This is a genomic window from Lentzea aerocolonigenes (assembly GCF_000955955.1).
Lineage (GTDB): Bacteria > Actinomycetota > Actinomycetes > Mycobacteriales > Pseudonocardiaceae > Lentzea > Lentzea aerocolonigenes_A.
The window spans coordinates 1-22,501 of record NZ_JYJG01000096.1 but is presented as its reverse complement, the minus strand read 5'-3'; the positions used below and the strand labels follow the sequence as shown (position 1 = coordinate 22,501).

The following is a 22,501-nucleotide window of genomic DNA, read 5'->3' as shown; positions in this document are numbered from 1 at the left end:
TCGGTGAAGCAGTTCAAGGGCTGCAACAAGAACTGGGGCTACATCTACGTCTGGGACTCCTGGAAGTCCGGCCACGGCAGCTTCACCGCCAGTGTCGCCATCACCAGGGGCGACGGCAGCATCGACGAGAACAGCGGTGCCCGTGGCCAGCAGGAGGTGTGGTCGAACGGCGCGAACACGCTGCAGTTCTGCACGTCGGCGATCGGCTTCGTCTCCGGTGGGCACTACGGCCAGACAGAGGAGCGGTGCTGACGTGAGGAAACTGAGTGCTGTGGCGCTGGCGGCGGCGGCCGTCGGGATGACCTTCACCGGTGTCGCGCACGCCGAGACGAACCCGAAGTGCCCCAGCGGGGTCACCCAGATCGGTTCGACCAAGTACCTGAAGAACGGCGACGACACCGTCGCGTCGGTCAAGCAGTTCAAGGGGTGCAACAAGAACTGGGCGTACATCTACGTCTGGGACTCGTGGCGCGCCAACCACCGGGACTTCTACCTGCGCGCCGCCATCTGGACGCGCACCGGTTCCGAGGCGATCGACTACAACGGTGGTGACCGCGGCCAGCAGGCGGTGTGGTCCACCGGCGCCAGCACGCTGAGCCAGTGCACCAGGGCCGTGGGCGACGTCCTCTGGCCGTCGGGCCACGACCTCCACGGCAGCACGGACGAGCGGTGCTGAAGATGAAGAAGATCGGGCCCGCCGTACTGGCGGCCACCGCCCTCGCCGTGTCCGTCACGGGCACGGCGCAGGCGGAGTACAACCCTCTGGAACGACACCACGATCACCGTCGGCGACTGGGCTGAAGAACGCTGTTAGACGGAAGGCGGAGGGCGGCCGCCGCATGGCCGCCCTCCGCGTGGTCTCACCCCTTGTCCAGCACCGAGTCCTTCGAGGTCTCGCGCATGAACCCGTAGACCAGCAACGAGATCAGCACGCACCCGGCGACGTAGTAGAAGAACACCGACTCGTGGCCGGCCTGCTTGAACCACAGCGCCACGTACTCGGCCGTGCCGCCGAAGATCGCCACGGTCAGCGCGTACGGCAGACCGACACCCAGCGCGCGGATGTTCGTCGGGAACAGCTCGGCCTTCACGATCGCGTTGATCGACGTGTAGCCGGTGACGATCACCAGGCCTCCGAGCATCAGCAGGAACGCCGGGAACGCCTCGGAAGTCCTCGCGAGCATCGACAGCAGCGGCACGGTCGCCAGCGTGCCCAGCACACCGAACCCGAGCAGCAGCGGACGACGGCCGATCCGGTCGGACAGCGCGCCCGCGATCGGCTGCAGCACCACGAACACCAGCAGCGCCGCGAAGTTGATCCAGCTGACCGTGGCCGCGTCGATCTTGCTGGTGTTGACCATGAACTTCTGCAGGTAGGTCGTGTACGTGTAGAACGCGACCGTGCCGCCCAGCGTCAGGCCGACGACGAGCAGGCATTCCTTGGGGTGCTTGAGCAACGCCTTGAAGGTGCCCTTGTCGGAGCTTTCCTGCTGCTGCTTCTCGAAGCTCTCCGACTCGTCCATCCCGCGTCGCAGCCACATCACGATGATCGCGCCGGTCGCCCCGATCACGAACGCGATCCGCCAGCCCCACGACGACATCTCGGGCTTGGTGAGGAACTGCTGCAACACGATCTGCACGCCCAGCGCCACCAGCTGCCCGGCGGTCAGCGTCACGTACTGGAAGCTGGAGTAGAAACCACGCTTCGCCGGAGAGGCCACTTCGGACAGATAGGTCGCCGAGGTCGCGTACTCACCACCGACCGACAGGCCCTGCAGCAACCGCGCGAGCACGAGCAGGACCGGCGCCGCGACACCGATCGTCGCGTACGACGGGGTCAGCGCGATGATCAGCGAGCCGAACGCCATCAGCGTGACCGACAACGTCAGCGCGGCCCGGCGGCCGTGCCGGTCGGCGTAACGGCCGAGCAGCCAGCCTCCCAGCGGTCGCATGAGGAAGCCGACCGCGAACACGGCGGCGGTGTTGAGCAGCTGCGCGGTCTGGTCGCCCTTGGGGAAGAACGCCGCCGCGAAGTAGATGCTGAACGCGGTGTACGCGTACCAGTCGTACCACTCGATCAAGTTCCCGACTGATCCGCGCAGCACGTTCGCCACCACTCGGCGCTCGGCGCGTTTCTCCGCAACGACTGTCATGCCGGACACCATCCCGACGTCGCCGCACCCCCCACAACCTGGGCCGACGCTTCTTTACAGTCACTTAGGCGCGTCGCCACGCGCAGGAAACGTTCGTCATGGCCGATACTGCTCCCATGCGGGTGCTGTTGGTCGAAGACGACGACGGTGTCGCCGACGCCCTGGTGGAAGCGCTGCGGGCGAACGGCCACCGGCCTGCCCGCGTGCGCAGGGGCGCCGACGCGTTGATCGCCCACCGCGACGCCGACGTGGTGCTGCTCGACCTCGGCCTGCCCGACCAGGACGGCCTGGAGGTGCTGCGCAAGCTCCGCAAGATCGACCCGGTGCCGGTGCTCGTGCTGACCGCGCGCGGCGACGAGCGGACCGTCGTCAGGGGACTCCGGCTCGGCGCGGACGACTACCTGATCAAGCCCGTGCGGCTGGCCGAGCTGCTGGCCCGCATCGACGCGGTGGCGCGGCGCAGTGCGGCCCGGTCGCAGGAGCCGGACGACGTCGTGCGGGTGTCCGATGTGGAGATCGACCTGCAGAGCCGTCAGGTCGTGGTCGGTGGGCGCGAGATCTCGTTGACCACCAAGGAGTTCGACGTGCTGGCGGTGCTGGCCCGCCGGCCGGGCACCGCGGTCAGCCGGCAGCAGCTCATGGACGAGGTGTGGGGCAACGCCTTCGTGGCGGTGTCACGGACTCTCGACGTCCACCTCACACAGCTGCGCGCCAAGCTCGACCGGCCGGGCCTGCTGCACACGATCCGCGGTTTCGGCTACCGGCTCGGTGAATAGATGCGGCAACGGCTTCTGTTGGTGCTGCTGCTGTTCTCGCTCTCGGCCGTCACCGCGTTCGCCTTCCCGCTGCTGATGAGCACGGCGAAGGAGCGCACCCAGCAGTTCGTGATCAGCCGCACCGCGGACCTCGACCGCTTCGCCACCCTGCCCGCCGACGTCGTGGTGTCCGAGGCGTTGCGGTACAACGAGATCTACGGCGAGGAGGTCGTGGTCGTCAACGCGGCCGGCGAACCCGTCGTCGAGGCGGGCATGAAGATCGCCGACGTGTCACCCCAGATCGACGCCGCGCTGCGCAACCAGCCCGCCGCGCCCGTGCCGACGGTCATGCCCTGGAACGGCGGCGACGTCCTGTTCGCCCGCCCTGTCGGCACCGGCACGAAGGTCGCCGGAGCCGTGGTCATGCGTGCCTCGACCTCGGTGGCCGCCCTGGACGTGGCCCGGCGGTGGGCGATCGTGCTGGCAGGGGCGTTGCTGGCGGCATGCGCGTGCGTGCTGCTGGCGCTGGTGGTCGCCCGCTGGCTGCTGCGCCCTCTCAAGGAGCTCGACCGGGGCGTGCGAGCGGTCGCGGAGGGCCAGCGACGCACGCACGTCGCCGACACCGCGGGACCGGCCGAGCTGCGGGCGTTGTCCGAGTCGTTCAACCGCATGTCGGATGCCGTCGCCGAGGCCGCCGACCAGCAACGACGGCTGATCGCTGACGCGTCGCACCAGCTGCGCAACCCGATGGCGGCGTTGCGTCTGCGCGTCGACATGCTGCCGTCCAACGGCTCGCTGCTCACCGAGGTCGAGCGGCTGGAGTCGTTGCTGGACGGGCTTCTGGCGCTGGCCTCGGCGGAAAGCACGGCCACCGAACGCGCGGCGGGCGGCGTCGAACCCGAACTGGCCGACCTGCAGGTCGTGGCGCACGACCGGGTCGACGCGTGGCGTGCGGCGGCTCATGCGGCGGGCGTGACGATCACGGTCGACGACCGTGCGCCCGGCCTGGTGCAGTGCGCGGTGTCGGACCTCGCGCAGGTGCTGGACGTGTTGCTGGACAACGCTATCAAGTACGGCGGCCACGAGATCACGGTGGTCTGCGACCGTGCGACGCTCACGGTTCGAGACAACGGGCCAGGCCTGTCCAAAAAGGACATCAAGCACGCCACGGAACGGTTCTGGCGCGGTGACGACTCCCAGCGCGGGACCGGGCTGGGGCTGGCGATCGCGGACAAGATCGTGACGGCGCACGACGGAACGCTGGCGCTGCACTCGGATGGCGGGCTGGTGGTCACGGTGAAGCTGCCGAAGGAGCCACTGCTGTGAGGCCCCGGCCCGTTCCTCCCGCGTCCCCACCCGGCCGAGGCGCCGTGCTGAAGCGGCGAACCTTCCTGTTGGGCGCCCTCGCGCTCGCGGCCTGCAGCTCCAGCGAACCCTCCGGCACGATCAGGATCGCGGGCGGCGAACCCGGCGGCTTCTACAACGACTTCGCGGCCCTGCTCTCCCGCCTGTCCCCCAGCCCGTTGACGATCACGCCGCTCCAGACCGGTGGCAGCGCCGACAACCTCAAACACCTCCGCGAAGGCACCGCGGACCTGGGCCTGACGTTGAGCGACAGCGCCCACATGGAAACCGGCCTGGTCGCCCTCGGCCGCGTCTACGAGAACTACTTGCAGCTGGTCGTCCTCGAGAACTCGCCTTACCGGACCCCGGCCGACCTGATCGGCGAACGGGTGTCGCTGGGCGCGGCCGGATCCGGTGCCTCGTTGCAGGGCGAGCGGCTGGCGCTGGGCGTGCAGGAGCAGCACTATCCGTTGCGCAACGCCATCGACGCGTTGCAGGCAGGCGAGATCGCGGCCCTGCTGTGGTCCGGCGGCGTCCCGACCCCCGAACTGAACAAGGCGAGCGGCATCAGGCTGCTCCCGCTCGACACGTTCCTGCCCAGGCTGCGGCAGGACTACGGCAAGGTCTACGAACGCGTCGACGTCCGCACGGGTGTGTACGGCTCGCAGGCCGACATCCCCACGATCGGCACCCCGAACCTGCTGGTGTGCCGCCCGGACCTGAGCGACGGGTACGCGAGCGCCGTCGTGCGGCTGCTGGTCGAGAACGCCGCGGACCTCGTTCCGGACCAGGCGCTCGGCACCCAGTACCTCGACGTGCGCAGCCTCATCGACACCGGCAGAGTTCCACTGCACCCTGGCGCGGCGGCGGAATACAGGAGGTTGCACGGATGATCATCACGATGACGTCGATCTCGCTGGACGGCTGCATGGAGGGTCCGGACCACGACATCGGCTGGCACCACGTCGACGACGAGATGCACGAGCACTTCAACGAAGAGCTCGCGAAGATGAGCCGGTTCGTCGACGGCCGCCGCAACCACGAGACGATGCTCGAAGCGTGGCCGCACACCGACGAGCACCCGGAGTGGCCGCGACCGATGCACGACTTCGGCAGGATCTGGCGGGCGATGCCGAAGATCGTCTATTCGCGGACGCTCGAGACCACCGAGTGGAACACCGAGGTCAGGCGCGAGATCGACCCGGACGAGGTCAGGGCGTGGCCCGGCGACAGCATGGTCGGCGGCGCGCAGCTGGTGGGGTCGTTCTTCGAGCACGACCTGATCGACGAGGTCCGCCTCTACCTCAACCCGGTCGCGATCGGCGCCGGCACACCGTTCTTCAAGAAGCCGATCGCCCTGGCGCTCAAGAGCACCAGGGCGTTCGGGAACGGCGTTGTCGAGCTGATCTACGGCAGGCCCTAAGGAAGTCTCTGCCCCAGGAGCAAAGCGGCCGCGGCGGCGAACATCGCCGTCATCGTGCCGAGCAACAGCCACGGCTTCGACGCGTCCGCCTGCTTCTTCTCGTAGCCGATCTGCTCACCGAGCGTGTCGTACACCCGGCGCAGCTCCTCGGCCGACGCCGCCTTGAAGAACTCGCCGCCGGAGAGCTTCGCGATCTCCTTCATGGAGTCGTCGTCGACCGGCACGGACTGCGAGCGGCCCTCGATGTCGACCACGCCGTCCTCGGTGCCGAACGAGATCGTGGAGATCGGGATCCCGGCCTTCTTCGCGTCCTCGGCCGCGTCGAACGCCTTGCGGGTGCCCACGGTCTCCTTGCCGTCCGTCATCAGCACGATGCGGGCGGGCGGCGGGCCCTCGGCGCCACCGACGACCTTGCCGAACGAGTCGATCGAGGCCATCGCGGCCACCAGCGCGTCGCCGGTCGCGGTCGACTGGGCGAGCTTGAGCCCGTCGATCGACTGCGTGACGGCCGGGCGGTCCGTCGTCGGCGCCACCAGCACCGTCGCGGAGCCGGCGAAGGAGATCAGGCCCAGGTTGATGCCCGGTGTGAGGCCCTCGGTGAACGACTTCGCGGCCGACTGCGCGGCCTCCAGCCGGGAGGGCTTGATGTCCGTGGCCTTCATGGACAGCGACACGTCGACCACGAGCATGACGGTCGCCCGGTTGCGCGGCACCCGTTGCTCGGCCGTCGGGCCGGCCAGTGCGACCGTCAGCAGAGCCAGGGCGGCCAGCAGGAACGCCGCCGGGACGTGCCGCGACCAGCGTTCCCGCTTGGGCGCGACCCTCTCCAGCAGCTCCAGGTTCGTGAACCGCAGCACCCGCTTGCGGCGGATCCGTTGCGCCACCACGTATCCGGCGGTCAGCAGCGCGACGCCGATCAGCAGCAGGAACCACCACGGGGCGACGAAGTTGGAAAAGCTCATGCGACACCCCCAGACCAGCGGCGCTTGCGCGCCACCACGAAACGGACCGTGTCCGCGATCCAGTCGGAATCGGTTCGCAGCACCAGATGCCCGGCACCCGCACGCCGCAGCCCCGCCGCCACCTCGGCCCGATGTTCCGCGGCCGCCGCGTTGAACTCCTTGCGCAGCAACGCGGACGCCGTGACCTCGCGCTGCCGCCCGCTCTCCGGGTCGGACAGCACGACCGTGCCGACCTCTGGCAGGTCGACGTCACGCGGGTCGACGATCTCGATGGCGACGATGTCGTGCCGCGCGGACAACGCGCGCAGCGGCCGTTGCCACTCCATGCCACCGAGGAAGTCCGAGATCACCACGATCAGCCCGCGCCGGCGTGGCGGGCGGCGCAGCTGCTCCAGCAACGCGGCCAGGTCGCCGCGGGTGCCCTCTTCCGCGCGTGGCATCTCGGCGATCTTGCGGATCATGCCCCGCGCGTGGGCGAGACCGCCGCGCGCCGGGATGCGGAGGTTGTCCGCGCCCGTCGAGACCGCCGCGCCGATCCGGTTGCCGCCACCACGCGTCAGGTGCGCGACCGCGGCCATCGCGGCGATCGCCAGGTCGCGCTTCTCGCAGGCCGCCGTGCCGAAGTCGAGCGACGGCGACAGGTCCATCGCCACCCACGTCTCCAGCTCGCGGTCCGCGACCGTCTCGCGGATGTGCGGGACCGTCGTGCGCGCAGTGACCGCCCAGTCCATCCGGCGCACGTCGTCGCCGGGCTGGTAGGTCCTGGCCTCACCCGGTTCGGTGCCGGGACCCGGCACGAGGCCGAGGTGGTTGCCCTGCAGCAAGCCGTCGAGACGGCGCCGGACGTCGAGCTCCAGCATGCGCAACGCGGCTTCCATGCGGACGCCGCGCAGGATGGGCGGCGCCCACGACGGACGCTCGGTCGCTTTCTCCCGGCTCACTGCCTACCAGCCGGAACCGGCTGCTGCGGACGGGCCGACACCTGCGGCAACGGCACGATCTGCAGCACGCGCGTGATGATGTGGTCGATCGGCACGCCGTCGGCCAGCGCGTCGTAGGAGAGCACGAGGCGGTGGCGCAGCACGTCCGGGACGACGTCCACGACGTCCTGCGGCAGCACGTAGTCGCGGCCGCGGACCAGGGCGAGGCCACGCGCGGCGGCGATGATGCCGAGCGACGCACGCGGCGAGGCACCGTAGGCGACCCAGCCGGCGACGTCGGTGAGGCCGTGCTCACCGGGCGCGCGGGTCGCGATCACCAGGCGCACCACGTAGTCGACCAGTGCGTGGTGGACGAAGACGCGCGACGCCACGCCCTGCAGGCGCACCAGCTCCTCCGGCGAGAGGACCTGGTTCGGCACCGGCGCCTCGACGCCCATGCGGTAGACGATCTCGCGCTCTTCCTCGGCCGTCGGGTACTCGACCTGGATCTTGAACAGGAACCTGTCGCGCTGCGCCTCCGGCAGCGGGTACACGCCCTCGTTCTCGATCGGGTTCTGCGTCGCCAGCACCAGGAACGGGTTCGGCATCGGGAACGTCCGGCCACCGATCGAGACGTGGCGTTCGGCCATCACCTCGAGCATCGCCGACTGCACCTTGGCGGGCGCGCGGTTGATCTCGTCGGCGAGCACGAAGTTCGCGACGACAGGACCCAGTTCGACGTCGAACGCCTCGCTGGACTGACGGTAGATGCGGGTGCCGAGGATGTCGGCGGGCACCAGGTCGGGCGTGAACTGCACGCGGCTGAACGAGCCGCCGACCACGCGGGCGAACGTCTCGACGGCGAGCGTCTTCGCGACACCCGGCACACCTTCGAGCAGCAGATGGCCCTTGGCCAGCAGACCCACGAGCATCCGCTCGACGAGCCGGTCCTGGCCGACGATGACCCGCTTCACCTCGAACACGGTGCGTTCGAGCAGCTGGGCGTCACGAGCCGGGGTGACGGGCGCCGATGCGTTCGGCGTTGCCTCGGCGGCGGGCTCGGTCACGTGCGGGCCTCCATGCAGAACAGGGTTTACCGATAGTGGAACAGTCTTACTCGTCGGCTGTTCAACCGCTGTGAAGGGTGTCCAGGTCGTCCGGTGTGTCGACGTCCCGCGCCTCACCGGGCAAAGCGGACACCTCCACCGGGTTCAACGCCTGGAGAGTCTTGCGCAGCGGCTGGTTGCGTGGATCTTCGGGGAGGGCCCGGCGCAGCTCAGCGGCGTTCCAGACGCCGATCAGCCACTGCGTGCGGTCGTCCTTCAACACAGCGTTGCTCTTCGCCTGGAGAAGCCTCGCGATCGTGTCCCCGGTGATGCCGGGCTGATCGACAGCCAGCACCGCGACCCAGTCGGCGGTGATCTCGCCGAGACCCGCCGCCAATCCCGCGAGCGGGCCGCCGCCCGGTGGATCCTCGCGTGCCCAGATGACGCCGGGGAGGTCTTTTTGCGGCCCTACAACGACGATCTCGCTTGCACCGTCCACAACGGACAGGACGTGGTCGAGCAGCGTGGCGTCCCGATAGGACAGTGCAGCCTTGTCGACGCCGCCGAGCCGTTCCCCCTTGCCGCCGGTGAGGATGATCGCCGCGTAGGTCATGCCCCCAGTCAATCAGCTCTCGTCGAGGTGCAGGGCGTCGAGGCGGGTGAGCTCCTCCGGGGTGAGCTGGAGCGCGCCCGCCTCGACGTTCTGCCGCAGGTGCGCCAGGTCTCCCGTGCCGGGGATGACCAGCACGTGCGGCCCACGCGCGAGCGTCCACGCCAGCCTGACCTGCGCCGGAGAGGCGTCGTGCCGGGCCGCGATCTCGCTGACCTCGTCGTCCTCGGCCGACGTCCCGGCCTCCTTGTTCGCCCCGGCGAGGGCGAAGAACGGCACGAACGCGATACCGCGTTCACCGCAGACGCCGAGGAAGTCGTCCTGCTCTGGGTGATGGCCGAGCCCGTACGAGTTCTGCACGCACACGACGGGTGCGACGCGTTGCGCCTGGTCGAGGTGGTGCTTCTTGACGTTCGACAGGCCGAGGTGGCGGATCAGCCCCTCCTGCTGGAGTGCGGCGAGCTGCTCGAAGTGCTCCGTGACGTCGTCGAGGCCGCTGGTGCGCAGGTTCACGACGTCGAGGTGGTCCTTGCCGAGCTGCCGCAGGTTCTCCTCGACCTGCCCCCTGAGCTGGTGCGGCGTGGCCAGCGGCAGCCACTCCCCCTGCGGCGACCGGCTCGGCCCGACCTTCGTGACGATCACCAGGTCCCCGGGGTACGGCGAGAGCGCGCTGTTGATCAGCTCGTTGGCCGACCGCGTCCGGCTGAAGTAGAAGGCGGCCGTGTCGATGTGGTTGACGCCGAGCCGTACGGCCTCTCGCAGCACCTCGATCGCCCTGGTCCGGTCACGTGGCGTGGAGTTCTGGCCGAACGCGGCCCCGAGCTGGGGCAGTCGCATCGCGCCGAAGCCGATCCGGTTCACGGTCAGGTCACCCAGTCGCCACGTCATTCCGCTCACTGTGCCAGCCTTGGTGGCGTGTTCACCCTCGCCGAGGCCCGATCCGAGCTCACCACGCTGCTGCCGGTGCTGGACGAGATCGTCCGCCTGCGCGCCGACGCCGCCGAACTCGCCGTCGGCGGGTCGTCGCTGGGCGGCCTGCCGGAGTTCAAGGCCGCGCAGGCCCGGCTGGACGAGCTGATGGAGACCGTGCAGAAGACAGGGGCCGAGCTGAAGGGCTTCGCGCCGCTGCTGGTCGACTTCCCGTCCGAGATGGACGGTGTGCCGGTGCTGCTGTGCTGGCTCGAGGGCGACCGTGAGCTCACCTGGTACCACCGCGCGGATCTGGGGTTCGCGGGCCGCCGTCCTCTCTGAAGAGGCAGGGCGATCACCGCGTGGTCCACTCGTCGGGCAGGTCCTCCGGCAGCAGTGCGGTCAGCTCCTGCGCGGTGTGACTGCGCTGCCGGGCCAGGCGACCGGCCTGCTCCGCGACCATCGTCTCGAATGTGCGGCGGGCGACCCGTCCGTTGCCGAAGCTCTCGCCGCGGGCCATCCGCGCGTAGTAGGCGAGCAGTTCGCCGCGGGTCGCCTCGGGCAGCAGGTAGTCGTTCTGACGCGCGTGCAGCTCGGTGATGCGCACCAGCTCGTCCGGGCTGTAGTCGGGAAACTCGACGGTGCGGCCGAACCGCGACTCCAGACCGGGGTTGGTGGCGATGAACCGCGCCATGTCCCCGGTGTAGCCGGCGACGATGACCACCACCTCCTCGCGGTGATCCTCCATCAGCTTTACCAGCGTGGCGATCGCCTCCTGACCGAAGTCCCTGCCACCGTCCACAGGGGACAACGCGTACGCCTCGTCGATGAACAGCACGCCGCCGCGCGCGCTGTCGAACGCCGCCTTCGTCTTCACTGCGGTGTGGCCGACGTACTCGCCGACCAGGTCCACCCTGGCCACCTCGACCAGATGGCCTTGTGCCAGCAGGCCGAGCGCGGCCAGGATCCGCCCGTACAGCCGCGCGACGGTGGTCTTGCCGGTACCCGGGTTGCCGGTGAACACGAGGTGCCGGCTCATCGGCGGGGTCCGCAGGCCCGCCTCCGCCCGGCGCTGCCCGATCGTGATGATGTCGACGAGGGTGCGCACCTCCGCCTTGACCTCGGTCAGCCCGATCATCGCGTCCAGGTCGGCGAGCAGCGCCTCGGGCGAGCCGTCCTCTCCGCGTTTGGCGAGCAGGGTCTCCACGGCGCCCTGTCGTTCGCCGATCTCGTCGAGAACGGCCCGCGCGGTGGCTTTGTCGTCCGGGTCGGTGAGCGGCGCGCCGGGTGACTTGGCGGCGAGCCGCCGCAGCCGTTCGACGCGCTCCTTCACGCCGGCCAGCAGGCGGGCGGCGGCGAGCTTGTCGTCCCGGTGCCGCAGCGTCGCCTCGGCCCGCACCCGTACCGCCGCCAGTCCGTCGGTCAGCTCTGCCACGGTCCGGTCGAACGGCGGGTTGGCCAGCTCCTGGGACTCGGCACCGGCCGGCGCCGGGGCGCCTGGTTGGACGCCGACCCCGTCATCCGCACCGTTGGCGTAGGACGCACAGGCCGTCATCGTCGCCTCGGCCTGCCGCTGGAAGCCCTCGCCGAGGTTCTCGCGTGCCAGGCACCCGGTCAGCGTGATGTCGCCGCCCGCGAGGTGGAACCCGGGACCGCGCCCGCCGGTGGCGTCGCACTGGTCGAGCACGGCACGCCCGCCGCCCAGCCAGACGCCGGTCCCCGCCGCCTCGGCGACCCAGCAGCGGGTGAACGTCCCTTCGCCGCCGGCCACCACGATTCCGGGCCCGAGGCCCGCCGTGATGATGACGTCCTTCGCCACGAGGGTTCCGCCGTCGACCTCCAGGCCGGTCCCGCCGCGGTCGACCTCGGCTTCGGTGACGGTCGCGCGGGCGTTGCCGGACACCGTGAGGGCGGTGAGTTCGGCGTCCTCGATCCGGGTCCGCAGGAGTCTCACGGTCGTGCCCCGGCCGGTCGCCACGACGCCACGCCCGACCCGTGCGATCCGGCAGCCGGTGAGCGCCACCCGTGCCCCGGACCCGGCGAGCACGCCGTGGCGCGAGTCCTCGATCCGGCAGCCGTCGACGACAGGTGCGGCGCCCGCGGTGGCCTCAAGACCGGCACCGGCCGGGCTGGTCAGCACACATCGGTCGACAGTCGGTACCGCTCCGATGCCTTCGACGGCCAAGGCGGCGCTTTCACTGCCGTGGCAGGAGATTTCCAGGCCGCTCACCGTGGCGCCGGCTCGCAACGTCAGCGGTGTGTCGCCGCCGCGCAGGGTCACCGTGCCGGTCTTCCTGACGGCGCGCAGCTTGATCGCCTTGTCGACCACGACCCGTTCGTCGTACCCGCCGCCGGGGATTTCCACGGTGTCGCCGTCGCGGGCCGCCGCGATGGCGGAACCGATGTCCCGGAACCCGCCCTGGCCTACCCGCAGCACCCGCGAACGGGCCTCTTCACGATCACGCGACGACGCCACGAGCGCGCAGCCTACCCAGCTCGAGGCGCGAGGAAGCCCGCGATCAGCAGGACACCCATCAGTCCGGCGATGAGTCCCAGAGCCGTCAGGCAGTGCTTCGCGGTGGTGCGTCCGGGCATGCGCCGCAGGATGATCCCCGCCGCCAGCACCAGCGCACCCGCGATCGGTCCCAGCGCCCGCCACGCCTTGTCCCACGTGAACGGCAGATAGGCGTCCGCGCCGTAGAGCGACAGGATCAGCGCGGGCAGGCCGAGTCCGGCGGCAGCGGCGGCGGCGAGCATGTTGAACCGTTGCTGCGCCTCACCTTCCTGCGCGACGGCGAACGTGGAGACGCTGCTCAGCAACGTCTGCAGCCGCGTGATCTCCTCGCCCAGCTCGACGTCCATCGCCTCACAGTGCCGCCGCACTCCGGGCGCCTTGACCTCGCGGAGCGTGTCGCGGGCCTGGTCACGAGCCCTGCTGAACGCGATCGACAGCTCGACGAGCTGGGCCATCACCAGCCGCAGCGCCGTGTTCCTGCGCTGTGCCAGCAGATCCGCTACCTGGCGTTCCATCTCGTAGCGCAGTCCCCGCAGCTCGGCGACGGTGTTCCGCGACCCCTCGGCGACGGCTTTCTCGATGACATCGGCCTTCGCGCTGTCGTCGGGGATCCTGTGGGCGGGGTGCTTCAGCAGCTCGGAGGCGTCGCCGCCGTGCCACGTCTCCCGGTGCCAGCTTCCGTTCTCACTCCACACCGCCCGGATCACCACGTCGATCCGCTGGCCGTCCGTTCGTGCGTATCCCACGAGGATTCTGCGGGCCTCCTCTTTGGTGACACGCACGAACGGCACGGCATGCCCGTCCAGGCTCTTCCCTCCGACCGACACCGTCATCTGTGCGCCGAGATTCGGGTCCGCGGGATCGCCTGCCAGCACGCGTAAGTCCACGTCTCGATCTTCGCACGGTGACCGGATCCGTCCGCTCCTCGGCCTGGTCGTGCCTGTCTCCTCCCGCTCGTCCTGGCCAGGCTTGGTGGCATGAAGCGAGCATTGATCGTCATCGACGTGCAGGAGTCGTTCCGCCAGCGCCCCAACTGGGCGGAGATCTCGAACCCGGACGTCGTGGGCAAGGTGAACCAGCTGGTCGACATGTCGCGTGACGCCGGCGACCTGGTGGTGTGGGTGCTGCATTCCGAGCCCGGCAGCGGCGACGTGTTCGACCCCGCGCTCGGGCACGTGCGGCTGATCGACGGGCTCAAGCCGCTGGACGACGAGCCGATCCTGACCAAGACGTCGCACAACGCGTTCACCACGACGAACCTGCAGCAGACGCTCACCACCCGAGGCGTCCAGGAGCTGCTGATCAGCGGCATCCGGACCGAGCAGTGCTGCGAGACGACCGCGCGGGTCGGGTCGGATCTCGGGTTCGACATGACGTTCGTGACGGACGCGACCGCCACCACGCCGCTGCCGCACTGGCGGACCGGGAAGGTGCTCGGGGTCGAGGAGATCATCGAGCGGACCGAGTACGTGCTGGCCGGCCGATTCGCGCGGATCTCGGATGTCGCTACGCTGACCGGATCGTGACCAGAGTCGTCTTCCTGCTCGTGCCTGGCGTGCACCTGCTCGACCTCGCGGGGCCGGCGCAGGTGTTCTCCAGCGCGGCCGACCTCGTGGGCGGCTACTCGTTGGAGTACGTCGGCGACTCCGAGTCCGTGCCCAGCCATCAGGGTGTGCCGCTGGGCGCGACGACGGAGCTGCCGGAGCTCGACGTGCGCGACCTCGTGTTCGTGCCGGGATGGCGGTCGCCGAAGATCGCCGGCACCGGGCCGTTGAGCGCGCGGGCGTTGGCGTGGCTCAAGCAGCACCACGCCGGCGGAGGCACGGTCGCGAGTGTGTGTGCCGGTGCGGACGTGCTGGGGCGTGCCGGTCTGCTCGATGGCCGCCGTTGCACCACACACCACGAACTGCAGGACGAGCTCGAACGCCGCTACCCGCACGCACGGGTCGTGCGAGACGTTCTGTTCGTTGAGGACGACAGGGTCGTGACGTCCGCGGGCATCGCGAGCGGCATCGACCTCGCGCTGAACCTCGTCGCTGCCAGACACGGACCCGCCACTGCTGCGGCCATCGCACGCACGATGGTCGTATACGCGCGCAGGAACGGCGACGACCAGCAGGCGAGCGTGCTGCTGCGGCACCGGTCGCACGTCAACGAGACCGTGCACCGCATCCAGGACGTCATCGAGTCACGGCTCACCGACAGGCTGTCGTTGGCGGAACTGGCCGTTGCCGCCGGATGCAGCGAACGGACCGTGACGCGGTTGTTCGGCAAAGCGACGGGCATGACGCCGTTGAGGTACCAACAGGCACTGAGAGTCGAACGGGCCGAACACCTCATCGGCCAGGGCGCCACGGTCGAGACCGCCGCGCGCAACGTCGGCTTCGAGGACGCCCGCATGCTGCGCCGCCTGCGTTCTCGCTGAAATTGTCAGACCCCGGGCATAGTGTGACCCGCGTGACGACTTTGGCGAACCGCCCCAACACCGCGTTGCTCGTGATCGACGTGCAGAACGGCGTGGTAGGCCACGCCCACAACCGCGACGAGGTGGTGGCCAACGTGGCCACCCTCGTCGACAAGGCGCGCACGGCCGGCGTCGACGTCGTGTGGGTGCAGCACAGCAGCGAGCACATGCCGAAGAACACCGACGGCTGGCAGTTCGTCTCCGAGCTGAAGCTGGCCGACGGCGAACCGGTGGTGTACAAGACCTACGCCGACTCGTTCGAGGACACCGACCTCGAGGAAGTGCTGGCGGGCAAGGGAGTCGGCAGCCTCGTGGTGTCCGGCGCGCAGACCGACGAGTGCATCCGCTCCACCCTGCACGGCGCGATCGTCCGCGGCTACGACGCCCTGCTGGTGAGCGACGCGCACACCACCGAAGACCTGTCGGAGTGGGGCGCGCCCACCCCGGACAAGGTCATCGCGCACACCAACCTCTACTGGGAGAACCACACGGCGCCGGGCCGTTCGGCGGGCGTGGTCAAGACGGAGGACGCGTTCAAGCCAGCCGGTTGATCTCGTCGCTGCGCAGGATCTTCGCCGCCGGCGAGGCACCCTTGGCCAGCGCCACCATGGCGCGGCCGAGATCCTCGGTGCTCGTGACGAACTTCGGCGCCACCCGCCGCAGCACCGGGATGAGCCACCCCGTCCACGAGTAGAGGTAGCGGTAGATCCGGGTGCGCGACGCGATCCCGTGCCGCGGCTGGATGAATCCCGGCCGCACCACGAACACCCGCCGGTCCAGCGCCAGCAGCTCGTTCTCCGTGCGGCCCTTCACGCGCGACCACATCGTCTTGCTGTCAGCGTCCGCGCCCTCGCCCGACACGTACACATACGTGCCACCGACGACACGTGCGGCCTCAAGCGCGTAGTCGTGCGTCACGGGCGTGTACTCAGCCTCGGTCCGCCCCGCCGATGTCAGGCCCATGCAGTAGAAGCAGGCGTCGGCGTCAGCCAGCTGGGCGGCGATCGGCGACAGGTCGCCGAAGTCCGTGTGCAGGACGTGCTGTTGCTTGGGGCTGGTCACGGCCATCTGCGACCGCGCCACCGTCACGACGGTGTCGACCGCCGGATCGAGCAGCGCCTCGCGCACCGCTCCCTGGCCCACCATTCCAGTCGGACCGAATACCACGATCTTCACGTCGCAAAGCTAGTCCCCCACCACACTGAGCGCATGAAGAGGACCTTGTACCGCCGCGAGCCGGCGCCGTTGCCCGAGCTGCCACACATCAGCACGAGACCCGTCAACGACGAGGACGACGCCGTTCTCGCCGACCTCATGGAACGCGCCTATGCCGGCACCATCGACGAACAGCTCGGCGGCAACAGCGACGGGGCGGTCGAGATCGCAGCCTGGCGGCCGACCGCCGTGCCGGACGCGAGCTTCGTGATCGACCAGGACGGCCTGCGAGCCGCCTCGCTAATCTCCCGGCACGGCAACGACTTCTGGCTCGGCTACGTGATCACACACCCGGACTGGAAGGGCCGCGGCCTCGGCAGCGCGGTCGTCGCGGCGTCACTGCGAGCCCTCGACGCCCCTGTCCTCGCCGCGGTCACCGACGGCAACACACCGTCGGAACGACTCCTCACCGCGCTCGGCTTCACGCCAGTGCCGAACTGACCCGTTCGCCGTCCCCCGTCGCCAGCAGGTCGAGCAACGCACCGCGCAACAACGCCAGCTCCCGCGTTCGCGCGGCCAGCCCCGCAGGCGTGTCACGCACGTCAACGGGCTGAGAAGCGCGCAGCACCTCCAGCCAGTCGTGCACGGTCGCGCGCGCGAAGCCTGCCCACGGCCCGTCAGGCTCCACGAGCGAGCGCGCGTAAGCCTCCAGCCACAACGTCAGCAACGGTCGGTGAGCGGGCGCGGACAGCCACTCCCACAACCGCGCGACGACGCCAGGCCCGGCCCCGATGTCGGCGAGCAGCGCCAGCTCGTCCGCACGAGCGCGCGCCAGCAGCGCCCTGACCAGGCCTTCCTTGCTGCCGAACAGGTAAAGCAGCACCCGTGTGCTCGACCCGATGGCCGCCGCCAACGGCCGCAGCGACACGTCCGCCAGGCCGTGGGTGAGCACGTACCGGTAGGCGGCTTCGAGCAGTTCGGTCTCCCGCGCGGACGGCATAGGGGCTATCTTCGCATTACTGAAACAGTCGTGTCAGTGGAGGGAACCCATGCAGATCCGCCCGCTCGGCCGACCTGGTGACCTGGGCTGGGTGGTCCAGGCGCACGGCGAGCTCTATGCGTCCGAGCACGACTGGGACACCTCGTTCGAGGCCTTGGTCGCCAAGATCGTCGGCGACTACGCGGCCGAGCACGACGCCACCAAAGAGTGCGCCTGGATCGCAGAACTGGACGGCGAACGCGTCGGATGCGTGTTCTGCGTGCGAGAAGACGACACGACCGCAAAGCTGCGCGTACTGCTCGTTCACCCCAACGCGCGCGGACACGGCGCGGGCAACAAGCTCGTCGAGACGTGCATCGAGTTCGCCAAGGGCGCCGGCTACGAGCGCATGGTGTTGTGGACGGTCGACGGACTGACGTCAGCGCGGAAGATCTACGAGGCGCACGGGTTCGAGCTCGTCGAGAAGACCCCGCAGCACAGCTTCGGCCACGACGTGATCGGCCAGCTCTGGTCCCGCACCCTCTAGAACAGACGACCCAGCCGGTGGTCGACGAACGCCACGGCCTCCTCAGGCGTGTACGAACCGACGAGCACGCCCACCGTGAGCCCGGACGCCATCGCGCTCAGGCTTTCCAGCTCCACCAACGGATCCGGGGCGGGCACCAGATGCTCCAGCTGCGGTGCCAGCTGGCGCGGAATCCCGCTGACCACCGCCCGGATCTCGGCATCAGTGATCGCGTAGAGCATGTACGCGTAGTACACGGCAGACGTCTGCCGCGAGACGTCGTCCACGGGAAGCATGCCGACGTCCGCCGCTCGCACCACGGCGCGCGGATCACCTGACGCGCGAACGGCTTCCAGCTCCGCCGACATCCGCGCCGCCGGGTCAAGCCGGACTCGAAGCTCGCCGTCTTCGTCGACCCGTTGCTGCGCAAGCCGGTGCTCACGGGCCTGGGCTTCCAGACGCGGTTCTTCATCATGAGCTGCTTCAGCGACGACGAGGTGCGCCGCATCGCCGTACCGACCAGAGTGGTCCTGGGAACCAAATCGCCCGTCGAACCCGTTGCCGATGTGACAGCACGGCTCGCCCGCCCTGACCCCGCACAGCGAAGTCGTGCCGGCCGACCTGCACCGCGGACTCGGGTTCATCGAGCCGGAGTTCCTGCGCGAACACGTCTCCGCGAGCGAGCAGTACACGGCCTGACCTGCGGACCACATCGATTCCACATAGTCGCGCAACAGCCGGTCGGCACCTTTCCCCTCAGCAACACCGATCCAACCCAGAGGGGAACCAAGCATGAAGCTCGCAGCTCGTGCGATCGTCGGCCTGTCGGCCGCCGCACTCGCCACGATCATGGGCATGACGTCCGCCCAGGCCGCGCCGGCGGTCTACACCGTCGACCTCGTGACGTGCAACGTCGAGGACGCGGGCACGGACGCCAGGGTCGAGGTGCGCCTGAACGGCAACATCTCCGGCGGCTGGTACAACCTGGACAACTCGGGCGACGACCGCGAGCGCGGCCACACCGACTCGTACAGCTTCACGCTGAGCGACCTCGGCCCGATCCGCTCGCTCGACCTGTCGTTCGACAACAAGGGCGACAGCTCGCACTGGTGCCTCGAAGAGGTCGTCGTGCGCGGCCCGCAGGGCGTGACGGTGCACCCGTACCACAACTGGCTGCGCCGGGCGTTCTCGAAGACGGCCCCGCTCAGCCTGGGCGCTGCCTGACGCAGTCTCCCGGTGGCCCGGCCGTCGGGCGGGCCACCGGGTCCAACTCGGAGGGGGACCAAGCATGAAACTCGCAGCTCGTGCGATCGCCGCCGTCCTGGCCACGGCGCTCGCCACCATCATGACGCTGACGACCGCCCAGGCCGCGCCGCCGGTGCCGTACACCGTCCAGGTCGTGACCTGCGACCTCGTCGGCGCGGGCACCGACGCCCGGATCGAGGCGCGCCTGAACGGCACCATCTCCAGCAGCCCGTGGCTGGGTCTCGGCAACCCGGGCGACTACCACGAGAACGGCCGCGTCGACACGTACAACTTCGTTGCGCCGTACCTCGGCCCGATCCAGTCGGTCGACATCGCGGTCAACCCCGGCGGTGACCCGTGGTGCCTCGACGAGGTCGTCGTGCGGGGCCCGGACGGCGTGACCGTCCACCCGCACCACAACTGGGTGCGCCGGGCGTACCCGAAGTCGGTCCCGCTGCGCCTGCCCGCTGCCTGACAAGTCTCCCGTTGACCCGCCTGAACCGCTGCGGGCCAACGGGTTTCAGCGCGATGTCATGCTGTGCACCATGCCGGAAGATCGCGCGCACAACACCGTTCCCGGAACCGTGCACGGCTCGGTGAACCAGATCGGGACGGTGCACGGCGACGTGCACATCCACTCGGCACCCGTCGGACCGTCCGTGGACCTGGCACTGCGCATCGCGAGCTCCGTGGCCGAGCCGAAGGTGCGGACCGAGGCCCTGGTCCAGATCGCGGCAACCGTCTTCGAGACCGATCCCGGACGCGGCGAGCAGGTGATCGGCCTGGTGCTGGGCTCCGCCCCCACCGGGTGGAACATCACGTCGCTGGCCCGCTCGATCGCCAGCTGCGCCCCGGAACGCGCGGCGCTGCTGGTCGAGCCGATCCTGGCCGGCACCGACGACCCCGATCTCCGGGCATCCGCGGCGATCGCGCTCCTGCGGACCCGCACCGTACCCGACCGCGCCATCCCGCTGGTGCGGGTAGCGGCGGCTGACGGCTTGAGCGAACGGGACCGGGAGGACCGCGACTTCATACTGCGCCACTTCGCGGACGAGATGGCAGCCGTCGACGTACCGCACGCCATCGACATCGTCCGGGACATCTCGTCCCACGAGTGGTCGTACGGCTACGTCTCCTCCGAGAGGCTCGAAGAGGCCACCGCCGTCAGTCGCGACTACGGGTTCGCGCTGTTCGACCACTACTACCGGGCGCGTCGCACCGGCGACGGCCAGGACCTCGACCGCAAGAGCCTCGCCATCGCCGTCGCCGGCACGGACCTCTACTGCGCGGAGGCCGTCACGGCCAGAATCCACTCCGACTCCATCCGGGTCGACGCCCTGTGCGAGATGACCAAGGAGGTCACCGACCGCGAGCAGGCCGAGTTCTGGCTGCAGGACGCGACGGAGATCGCGAAGCGGGCCGGCACGAGGAAGGTGCTCGGGGTGGTGGCCGCCGCCGCGGTGAAGCTCGATCCCGCGCTCAGCCGGCAGCTCACCCAGCAGGTCATCGACGGCGCGTCGGCAATGGACCTCCTCTACTTCGCCGACAGCCTGGCGGCAACCGATCCCGCCCAGGCGGAGCAGATCGTCGTGCGCGCACTCGCGATGGACGTGAGCCACACGACTGCCTGGTTCCGCTTCATGCGCGTCGCCAAGGCGTTCGCCGAGTTCGATCCGGCCAGGGCGCTGCGGACGCTGAACAGCATCGAGATCCGCCGAGAAGAAGACAGCGCGCGCATCGAGACCGCCGAGATCCTGGTCAAGATCGCCACCGGCATGGCGGTCTGGGATGCCGGCGACGCGAAAGCCGTGCTCAACCGCGCGCAACAGGAACTGCGCCCGGTCGCGCCGAGCCCTTACTCCCGCGCCAACGCCGTGTGGCGGGATCTGGCCGAGACCTTGGCCCGGATCGACCCGAACGTCGTGCAGCACCTGGCCGGGCAGCTGTCCGGCCAGGACCACGCGCTGAAGGCGATGGCCACCGGTGTGGTCAGAGCATGCGCGTCACGTACGGCATGATGCCGCCGTACCGCACCGGCGAAATCCGCACCACGGCACCGGAATGCGGCGCCTCGACCATCATCCCGCCGCCCAGGTACAACGCCACGTGCGTGCCGCCGCCAGGACCCCAGAAGATCATGTCGCCCGGCGCCATCTGCGCCAGCGGCACCTTGCGTCCGGAGTTGTACTGGTAGCCGCTGTAGTGCGGCAGGTAGACGCCGGCGCCCGCGAACGCGTACATCATCAGGCCCGAGCAGTCGAAGCCGATCTTGCGGTAGTCGCCGTAGGCATCGGCCACGCCGCCGTCGCGCACGCCATAAGTGGGGCCGTTGTAGTTGCCGCCGCCCCACGCGTAGATGACACCGCGTTGCGCCAACGCACGGTTGATGACCGTCTGCACGCCACCGCGTGACGGTGCGGGGGCAACAGCAGCCGGACGTTGCGGGGCCGGAGCAGCGGCGGCGGCTGCTGCAGCCGCGGCTGCAGCAGCACGTCGGGCGTTCTCTTCTTCTTCGCGCTTCTTCGCCTCGACCCACTGGTCGTACTGCTGTCGTTGCGCCTCAAGGCCGTTGACCTCACCGCGCGCTGCGACCAGCTCACGTTCGACAGCGTCCTTGTTGGACTGGAGCTCCGAAGTCGCGGCGGCCTGGGCGGTGTGCGCGTCGACGGCCACCTGCTGCGCGTGCTCGGCGACCTTCTTGGCCTCGTCGGCGGCGGCCTGCTTCGACTCGGCCTTCTGCACGGCGGCACGGGCGGCGGCGTCGAGGTTCGCGGCGGCGCCCTGGTCGCGGGTCACCTGGTCCAGCCGGTTCAGGCCGGACGACGACACGGCCTCCAGCAGCTGGGCGCGCGCCAGCAGGTCCTCTGGCGACTTGGCGCCGATGTACGCGGAGAACGAACCGACAGTGCTGCCCTGCGCGTACGAGGCCGCCGCGAACTCGTCCAGTTCACGACGACTCTGTTCGACGGCAGCGGAAGCCGCGTCGGCCTGCACGCGCGCGGCCGTGGCCTCGCGACGGGCGGCGTCGGCCTCGGAGATCGCCGTCTCCAGGTCGACGCGGGCCTTGTTGGCGAGCTCGCGCTTGTAGGAGACGTCGTCCAGCAGCTCCTGCAGGCGCGACTCGGCCTGCGTGAGCCGGCCGGTCAGCTCGCCCACGCGGGCAGCTTTCGCATCGGCCTCCGCCCGCGACGCCGAGATCTCCGAGTCACTCGGGTTCGGCGGAGGCGGCGGCACAGAAGCGTGAGCCGTCCCGGTAAGGACGGCCATCAACACCAACACGGCGGAGAGTCGTGTCAACACCGGACATCACCTCCGACCGCATTAGACCAATCAGACTCATTCGGCGCATCTGGAACTAACCCACCGTCAACCACACGTGTCACAGTGGAACACGCGCGGTGGTCCTTTTGGGACGATCGGAGTCCGGCGTGTCGCCGGACCGGCCTAGTTGACTCCTCGGTCTCGCCCAGCCCAGTACGGCTCGCGGAGCTTGAA

At 69.6% G+C, this 22,501-nt stretch carries 28 protein-coding genes; 16 read left to right on the top strand and 12 right to left on the bottom strand.

Annotated elements, in window-relative coordinates:
* The 3 genes from UK23_RS52665 to UK23_RS54590 form a co-directional block, all read left to right on the top strand.
* A partial coding sequence (locus UK23_RS52665) for a hypothetical protein (protein WP_196777752.1) occupies positions 1-252 on the top strand: 252 nt, incomplete at its 5' end.
* A 1-nt stretch (position 253) separates the two neighbouring features.
* Positions 254-676: a hypothetical protein gene (locus UK23_RS15850; RefSeq protein WP_156213140.1), complete on the top strand. Its 423-nt coding sequence runs from the start codon at positions 254-256 to the stop codon at positions 674-676.
* Positions 677-678: 2 nt separating this feature from the next.
* A complete protein-coding gene (locus UK23_RS54590; protein WP_269112282.1) occupies positions 679-801 on the top strand; it encodes a hypothetical protein in 123 nt (40 codons plus the stop codon).
* A gap of 59 nt (positions 802-860) precedes the next feature.
* On the opposite strand, the gene UK23_RS15845 is transcribed toward UK23_RS54590, so the two are convergent.
* Positions 861-2,153, bottom strand: a complete 1,293-nt coding sequence (locus tag UK23_RS15845) for an MFS transporter (protein WP_082114688.1) — start codon at positions 2,151-2,153, stop codon at positions 861-863.
* Between the two features lie 116 nt (positions 2,154-2,269).
* On the opposite strand from UK23_RS15845, the gene UK23_RS15840 reads away from it, so the two are divergent.
* Genes UK23_RS15840 through UK23_RS15825 form a run of 4 tightly spaced genes read left to right on the top strand, consistent with a single transcriptional unit; the run spans position 2,270 to position 5,675 of the window.
* On the top strand, positions 2,270-2,929 hold the full coding sequence (locus UK23_RS15840; RefSeq protein WP_045312285.1) for a response regulator transcription factor: 660 nt from the start codon (positions 2,270-2,272) through the stop codon (positions 2,927-2,929).
* A complete protein-coding gene (locus tag UK23_RS15835; RefSeq protein WP_045312284.1) occupies positions 2,930-4,234 on the top strand; it encodes a sensor histidine kinase in 1,305 nt (434 codons plus the stop codon). It abuts the gene before it with no gap.
* A gap of 44 nt (positions 4,235-4,278) precedes the next feature.
* On the top strand, positions 4,279-5,145 hold the full coding sequence (locus tag UK23_RS15830) for a TAXI family TRAP transporter solute-binding subunit (protein WP_045312283.1): 867 nt from the start codon (positions 4,279-4,281) through the stop codon (positions 5,143-5,145).
* Positions 5,142-5,675, top strand: a complete 534-nt coding sequence (locus tag UK23_RS15825; RefSeq protein WP_045312282.1) for a dihydrofolate reductase family protein — start codon at positions 5,142-5,144, stop codon at positions 5,673-5,675. Before UK23_RS15830 ends, UK23_RS15825 begins: the two co-directional genes overlap by 4 nt.
* Here UK23_RS15825 and UK23_RS15820 read toward each other — a convergent pair.
* From UK23_RS15820 to UK23_RS15800, 5 genes are all read right to left on the bottom strand, one after another.
* Positions 5,672-6,637: a VWA domain-containing protein gene (locus tag UK23_RS15820; protein ID WP_045312281.1), complete on the bottom strand. Its 966-nt coding sequence runs from the start codon at positions 6,635-6,637 to the stop codon at positions 5,672-5,674. The genes UK23_RS15825 and UK23_RS15820 overlap by 4 nt on opposite strands.
* Positions 6,634-7,515 carry a DUF58 domain-containing protein gene (locus tag UK23_RS15815; RefSeq protein ID WP_196777753.1) on the bottom strand — a complete coding sequence of 294 codons (882 nt, stop codon included), beginning with the start codon at positions 7,513-7,515 and terminating at the stop codon, positions 6,634-6,636. The genes UK23_RS15820 and UK23_RS15815 overlap by 4 nt, the downstream gene beginning before the upstream one ends.
* Positions 7,516-7,574: 59 nt before the next feature.
* Complete coding sequence (locus UK23_RS15810) at positions 7,575-8,624, bottom strand: AAA family ATPase (protein ID WP_045312279.1); 1,050 nt, start codon at positions 8,622-8,624, stop codon at positions 7,575-7,577.
* 61 nt (positions 8,625-8,685) lie between these two features.
* On the bottom strand, positions 8,686-9,216 hold the full coding sequence (mobA, locus tag UK23_RS15805) for a molybdenum cofactor guanylyltransferase (protein ID WP_045312278.1): 531 nt from the start codon (positions 9,214-9,216) through the stop codon (positions 8,686-8,688).
* A 12-nt stretch (positions 9,217-9,228) separates the two neighbouring features.
* Complete coding sequence (locus tag UK23_RS15800; RefSeq protein ID WP_045312277.1) at positions 9,229-10,101, bottom strand: oxidoreductase; 873 nt, start codon at positions 10,099-10,101, stop codon at positions 9,229-9,231.
* Positions 10,102-10,128: 27 nt separating this feature from the next.
* Between UK23_RS15800 and UK23_RS15795 the strand changes: the two genes are divergently transcribed.
* Entirely contained in the window at positions 10,129-10,464 is a 336-nt protein-coding gene (locus tag UK23_RS15795; RefSeq protein ID WP_045312276.1) for a DUF2203 domain-containing protein, read from the top strand.
* 13 nt (positions 10,465-10,477) lie between these two features.
* Here the strand turns inward: UK23_RS15795 and UK23_RS52660 are convergent, their stop codons facing one another.
* Together UK23_RS52660 and UK23_RS15785 are read right to left on the bottom strand one after the other, a co-directional pair.
* Positions 10,478-12,598, bottom strand: a complete 2,121-nt coding sequence (locus UK23_RS52660; protein ID WP_196777751.1) for an AAA family ATPase — start codon at positions 12,596-12,598, stop codon at positions 10,478-10,480.
* 11 nt (positions 12,599-12,609) lie between these two features.
* Complete coding sequence (locus UK23_RS15785) at positions 12,610-13,524, bottom strand: hypothetical protein (RefSeq protein WP_082114686.1); 915 nt, start codon at positions 13,522-13,524, stop codon at positions 12,610-12,612.
* Positions 13,525-13,614: 90 nt separating this feature from the next.
* On the opposite strand from UK23_RS15785, the gene UK23_RS15780 reads away from it, so the two are divergent.
* Genes UK23_RS15780 through UK23_RS15770 form a run of 3 tightly spaced genes read left to right on the top strand, consistent with a single transcriptional unit; the run spans position 13,615 to position 15,652 of the window.
* On the top strand, positions 13,615-14,163 hold the full coding sequence (locus UK23_RS15780; protein ID WP_045312275.1) for a cysteine hydrolase family protein: 549 nt from the start codon (positions 13,615-13,617) through the stop codon (positions 14,161-14,163).
* On the top strand, positions 14,160-15,062 hold the full coding sequence (locus UK23_RS15775; protein ID WP_045312274.1) for a GlxA family transcriptional regulator: 903 nt from the start codon (positions 14,160-14,162) through the stop codon (positions 15,060-15,062). Before UK23_RS15780 ends, UK23_RS15775 begins: the two co-directional genes overlap by 4 nt.
* 32 nt (positions 15,063-15,094) lie before the next feature.
* Complete coding sequence (locus tag UK23_RS15770; RefSeq protein ID WP_045312290.1) at positions 15,095-15,652, top strand: isochorismatase family protein; 558 nt, start codon at positions 15,095-15,097, stop codon at positions 15,650-15,652.
* On the opposite strand, the gene UK23_RS15765 is transcribed toward UK23_RS15770, so the two are convergent.
* Positions 15,636-16,277 (bottom strand): hypothetical protein, encoded by a 642-nt coding sequence (locus UK23_RS15765; RefSeq protein WP_045312273.1) that lies wholly within the window; start codon positions 16,275-16,277, stop codon positions 15,636-15,638. The genes UK23_RS15770 and UK23_RS15765 overlap by 17 nt on opposite strands.
* Before the next feature lie 33 nt (positions 16,278-16,310).
* On the opposite strand from UK23_RS15765, the gene UK23_RS15760 reads away from it, so the two are divergent.
* A complete protein-coding gene (locus UK23_RS15760; RefSeq protein ID WP_045312272.1) occupies positions 16,311-16,757 on the top strand; it encodes a GNAT family N-acetyltransferase in 447 nt (148 codons plus the stop codon).
* Here UK23_RS15760 and UK23_RS15755 read toward each other — a convergent pair.
* Positions 16,738-17,256, bottom strand: coding sequence for a TetR/AcrR family transcriptional regulator (locus UK23_RS15755; RefSeq protein WP_045312271.1), 519 nt, complete (start codon positions 17,254-17,256; stop codon positions 16,738-16,740). The genes UK23_RS15760 and UK23_RS15755 overlap by 20 nt on opposite strands.
* Positions 17,257-17,305: 49 nt before the next feature.
* Here UK23_RS15755 and UK23_RS15750 point away from each other — a divergent pair, with 49 nt between their 5' ends.
* Entirely contained in the window at positions 17,306-17,782 is a 477-nt protein-coding gene (locus UK23_RS15750) for a GNAT family N-acetyltransferase (RefSeq protein WP_045312270.1), read from the top strand.
* Here the strand turns inward: UK23_RS15750 and UK23_RS50225 are convergent.
* Positions 17,779-18,495, bottom strand: a complete 717-nt coding sequence (locus tag UK23_RS50225; RefSeq protein ID WP_196777750.1) for a TetR family transcriptional regulator C-terminal domain-containing protein — start codon at positions 18,493-18,495, stop codon at positions 17,779-17,781. The two genes, UK23_RS15750 and UK23_RS50225, sit on opposite strands and share 4 nt — an antisense overlap.
* A 58-nt stretch (positions 18,496-18,553) precedes the next feature.
* On the opposite strand from UK23_RS50225, the gene UK23_RS15740 reads away from it, so the two are divergent.
* From UK23_RS15740 to UK23_RS15730, 3 genes are all read left to right on the top strand, one after another.
* Positions 18,554-18,985, top strand: coding sequence for a PLAT/LH2 domain-containing protein (locus UK23_RS15740; RefSeq protein ID WP_045312268.1), 432 nt, complete (start codon positions 18,554-18,556; stop codon positions 18,983-18,985).
* 64 nt (positions 18,986-19,049) lie between these two features.
* Entirely contained in the window at positions 19,050-19,481 is a 432-nt protein-coding gene (locus UK23_RS15735; RefSeq protein WP_045312267.1) for a PLAT/LH2 domain-containing protein, read from the top strand.
* Positions 19,482-19,551: 70 nt separating this feature from the next.
* A complete protein-coding gene (locus UK23_RS15730; RefSeq protein WP_156213139.1) occupies positions 19,552-21,024 on the top strand; it encodes a hypothetical protein in 1,473 nt (490 codons plus the stop codon).
* Here the strand turns inward: UK23_RS15730 and UK23_RS15725 are convergent.
* On the bottom strand, positions 20,996-22,306 hold the full coding sequence (locus UK23_RS15725) for an NlpC/P60 family protein (RefSeq protein ID WP_330770107.1): 1,311 nt from the start codon (positions 22,304-22,306) through the stop codon (positions 20,996-20,998). The genes UK23_RS15730 and UK23_RS15725 overlap by 29 nt on opposite strands.
* Positions 22,307-22,501 lie beyond the last annotated feature (195 nt).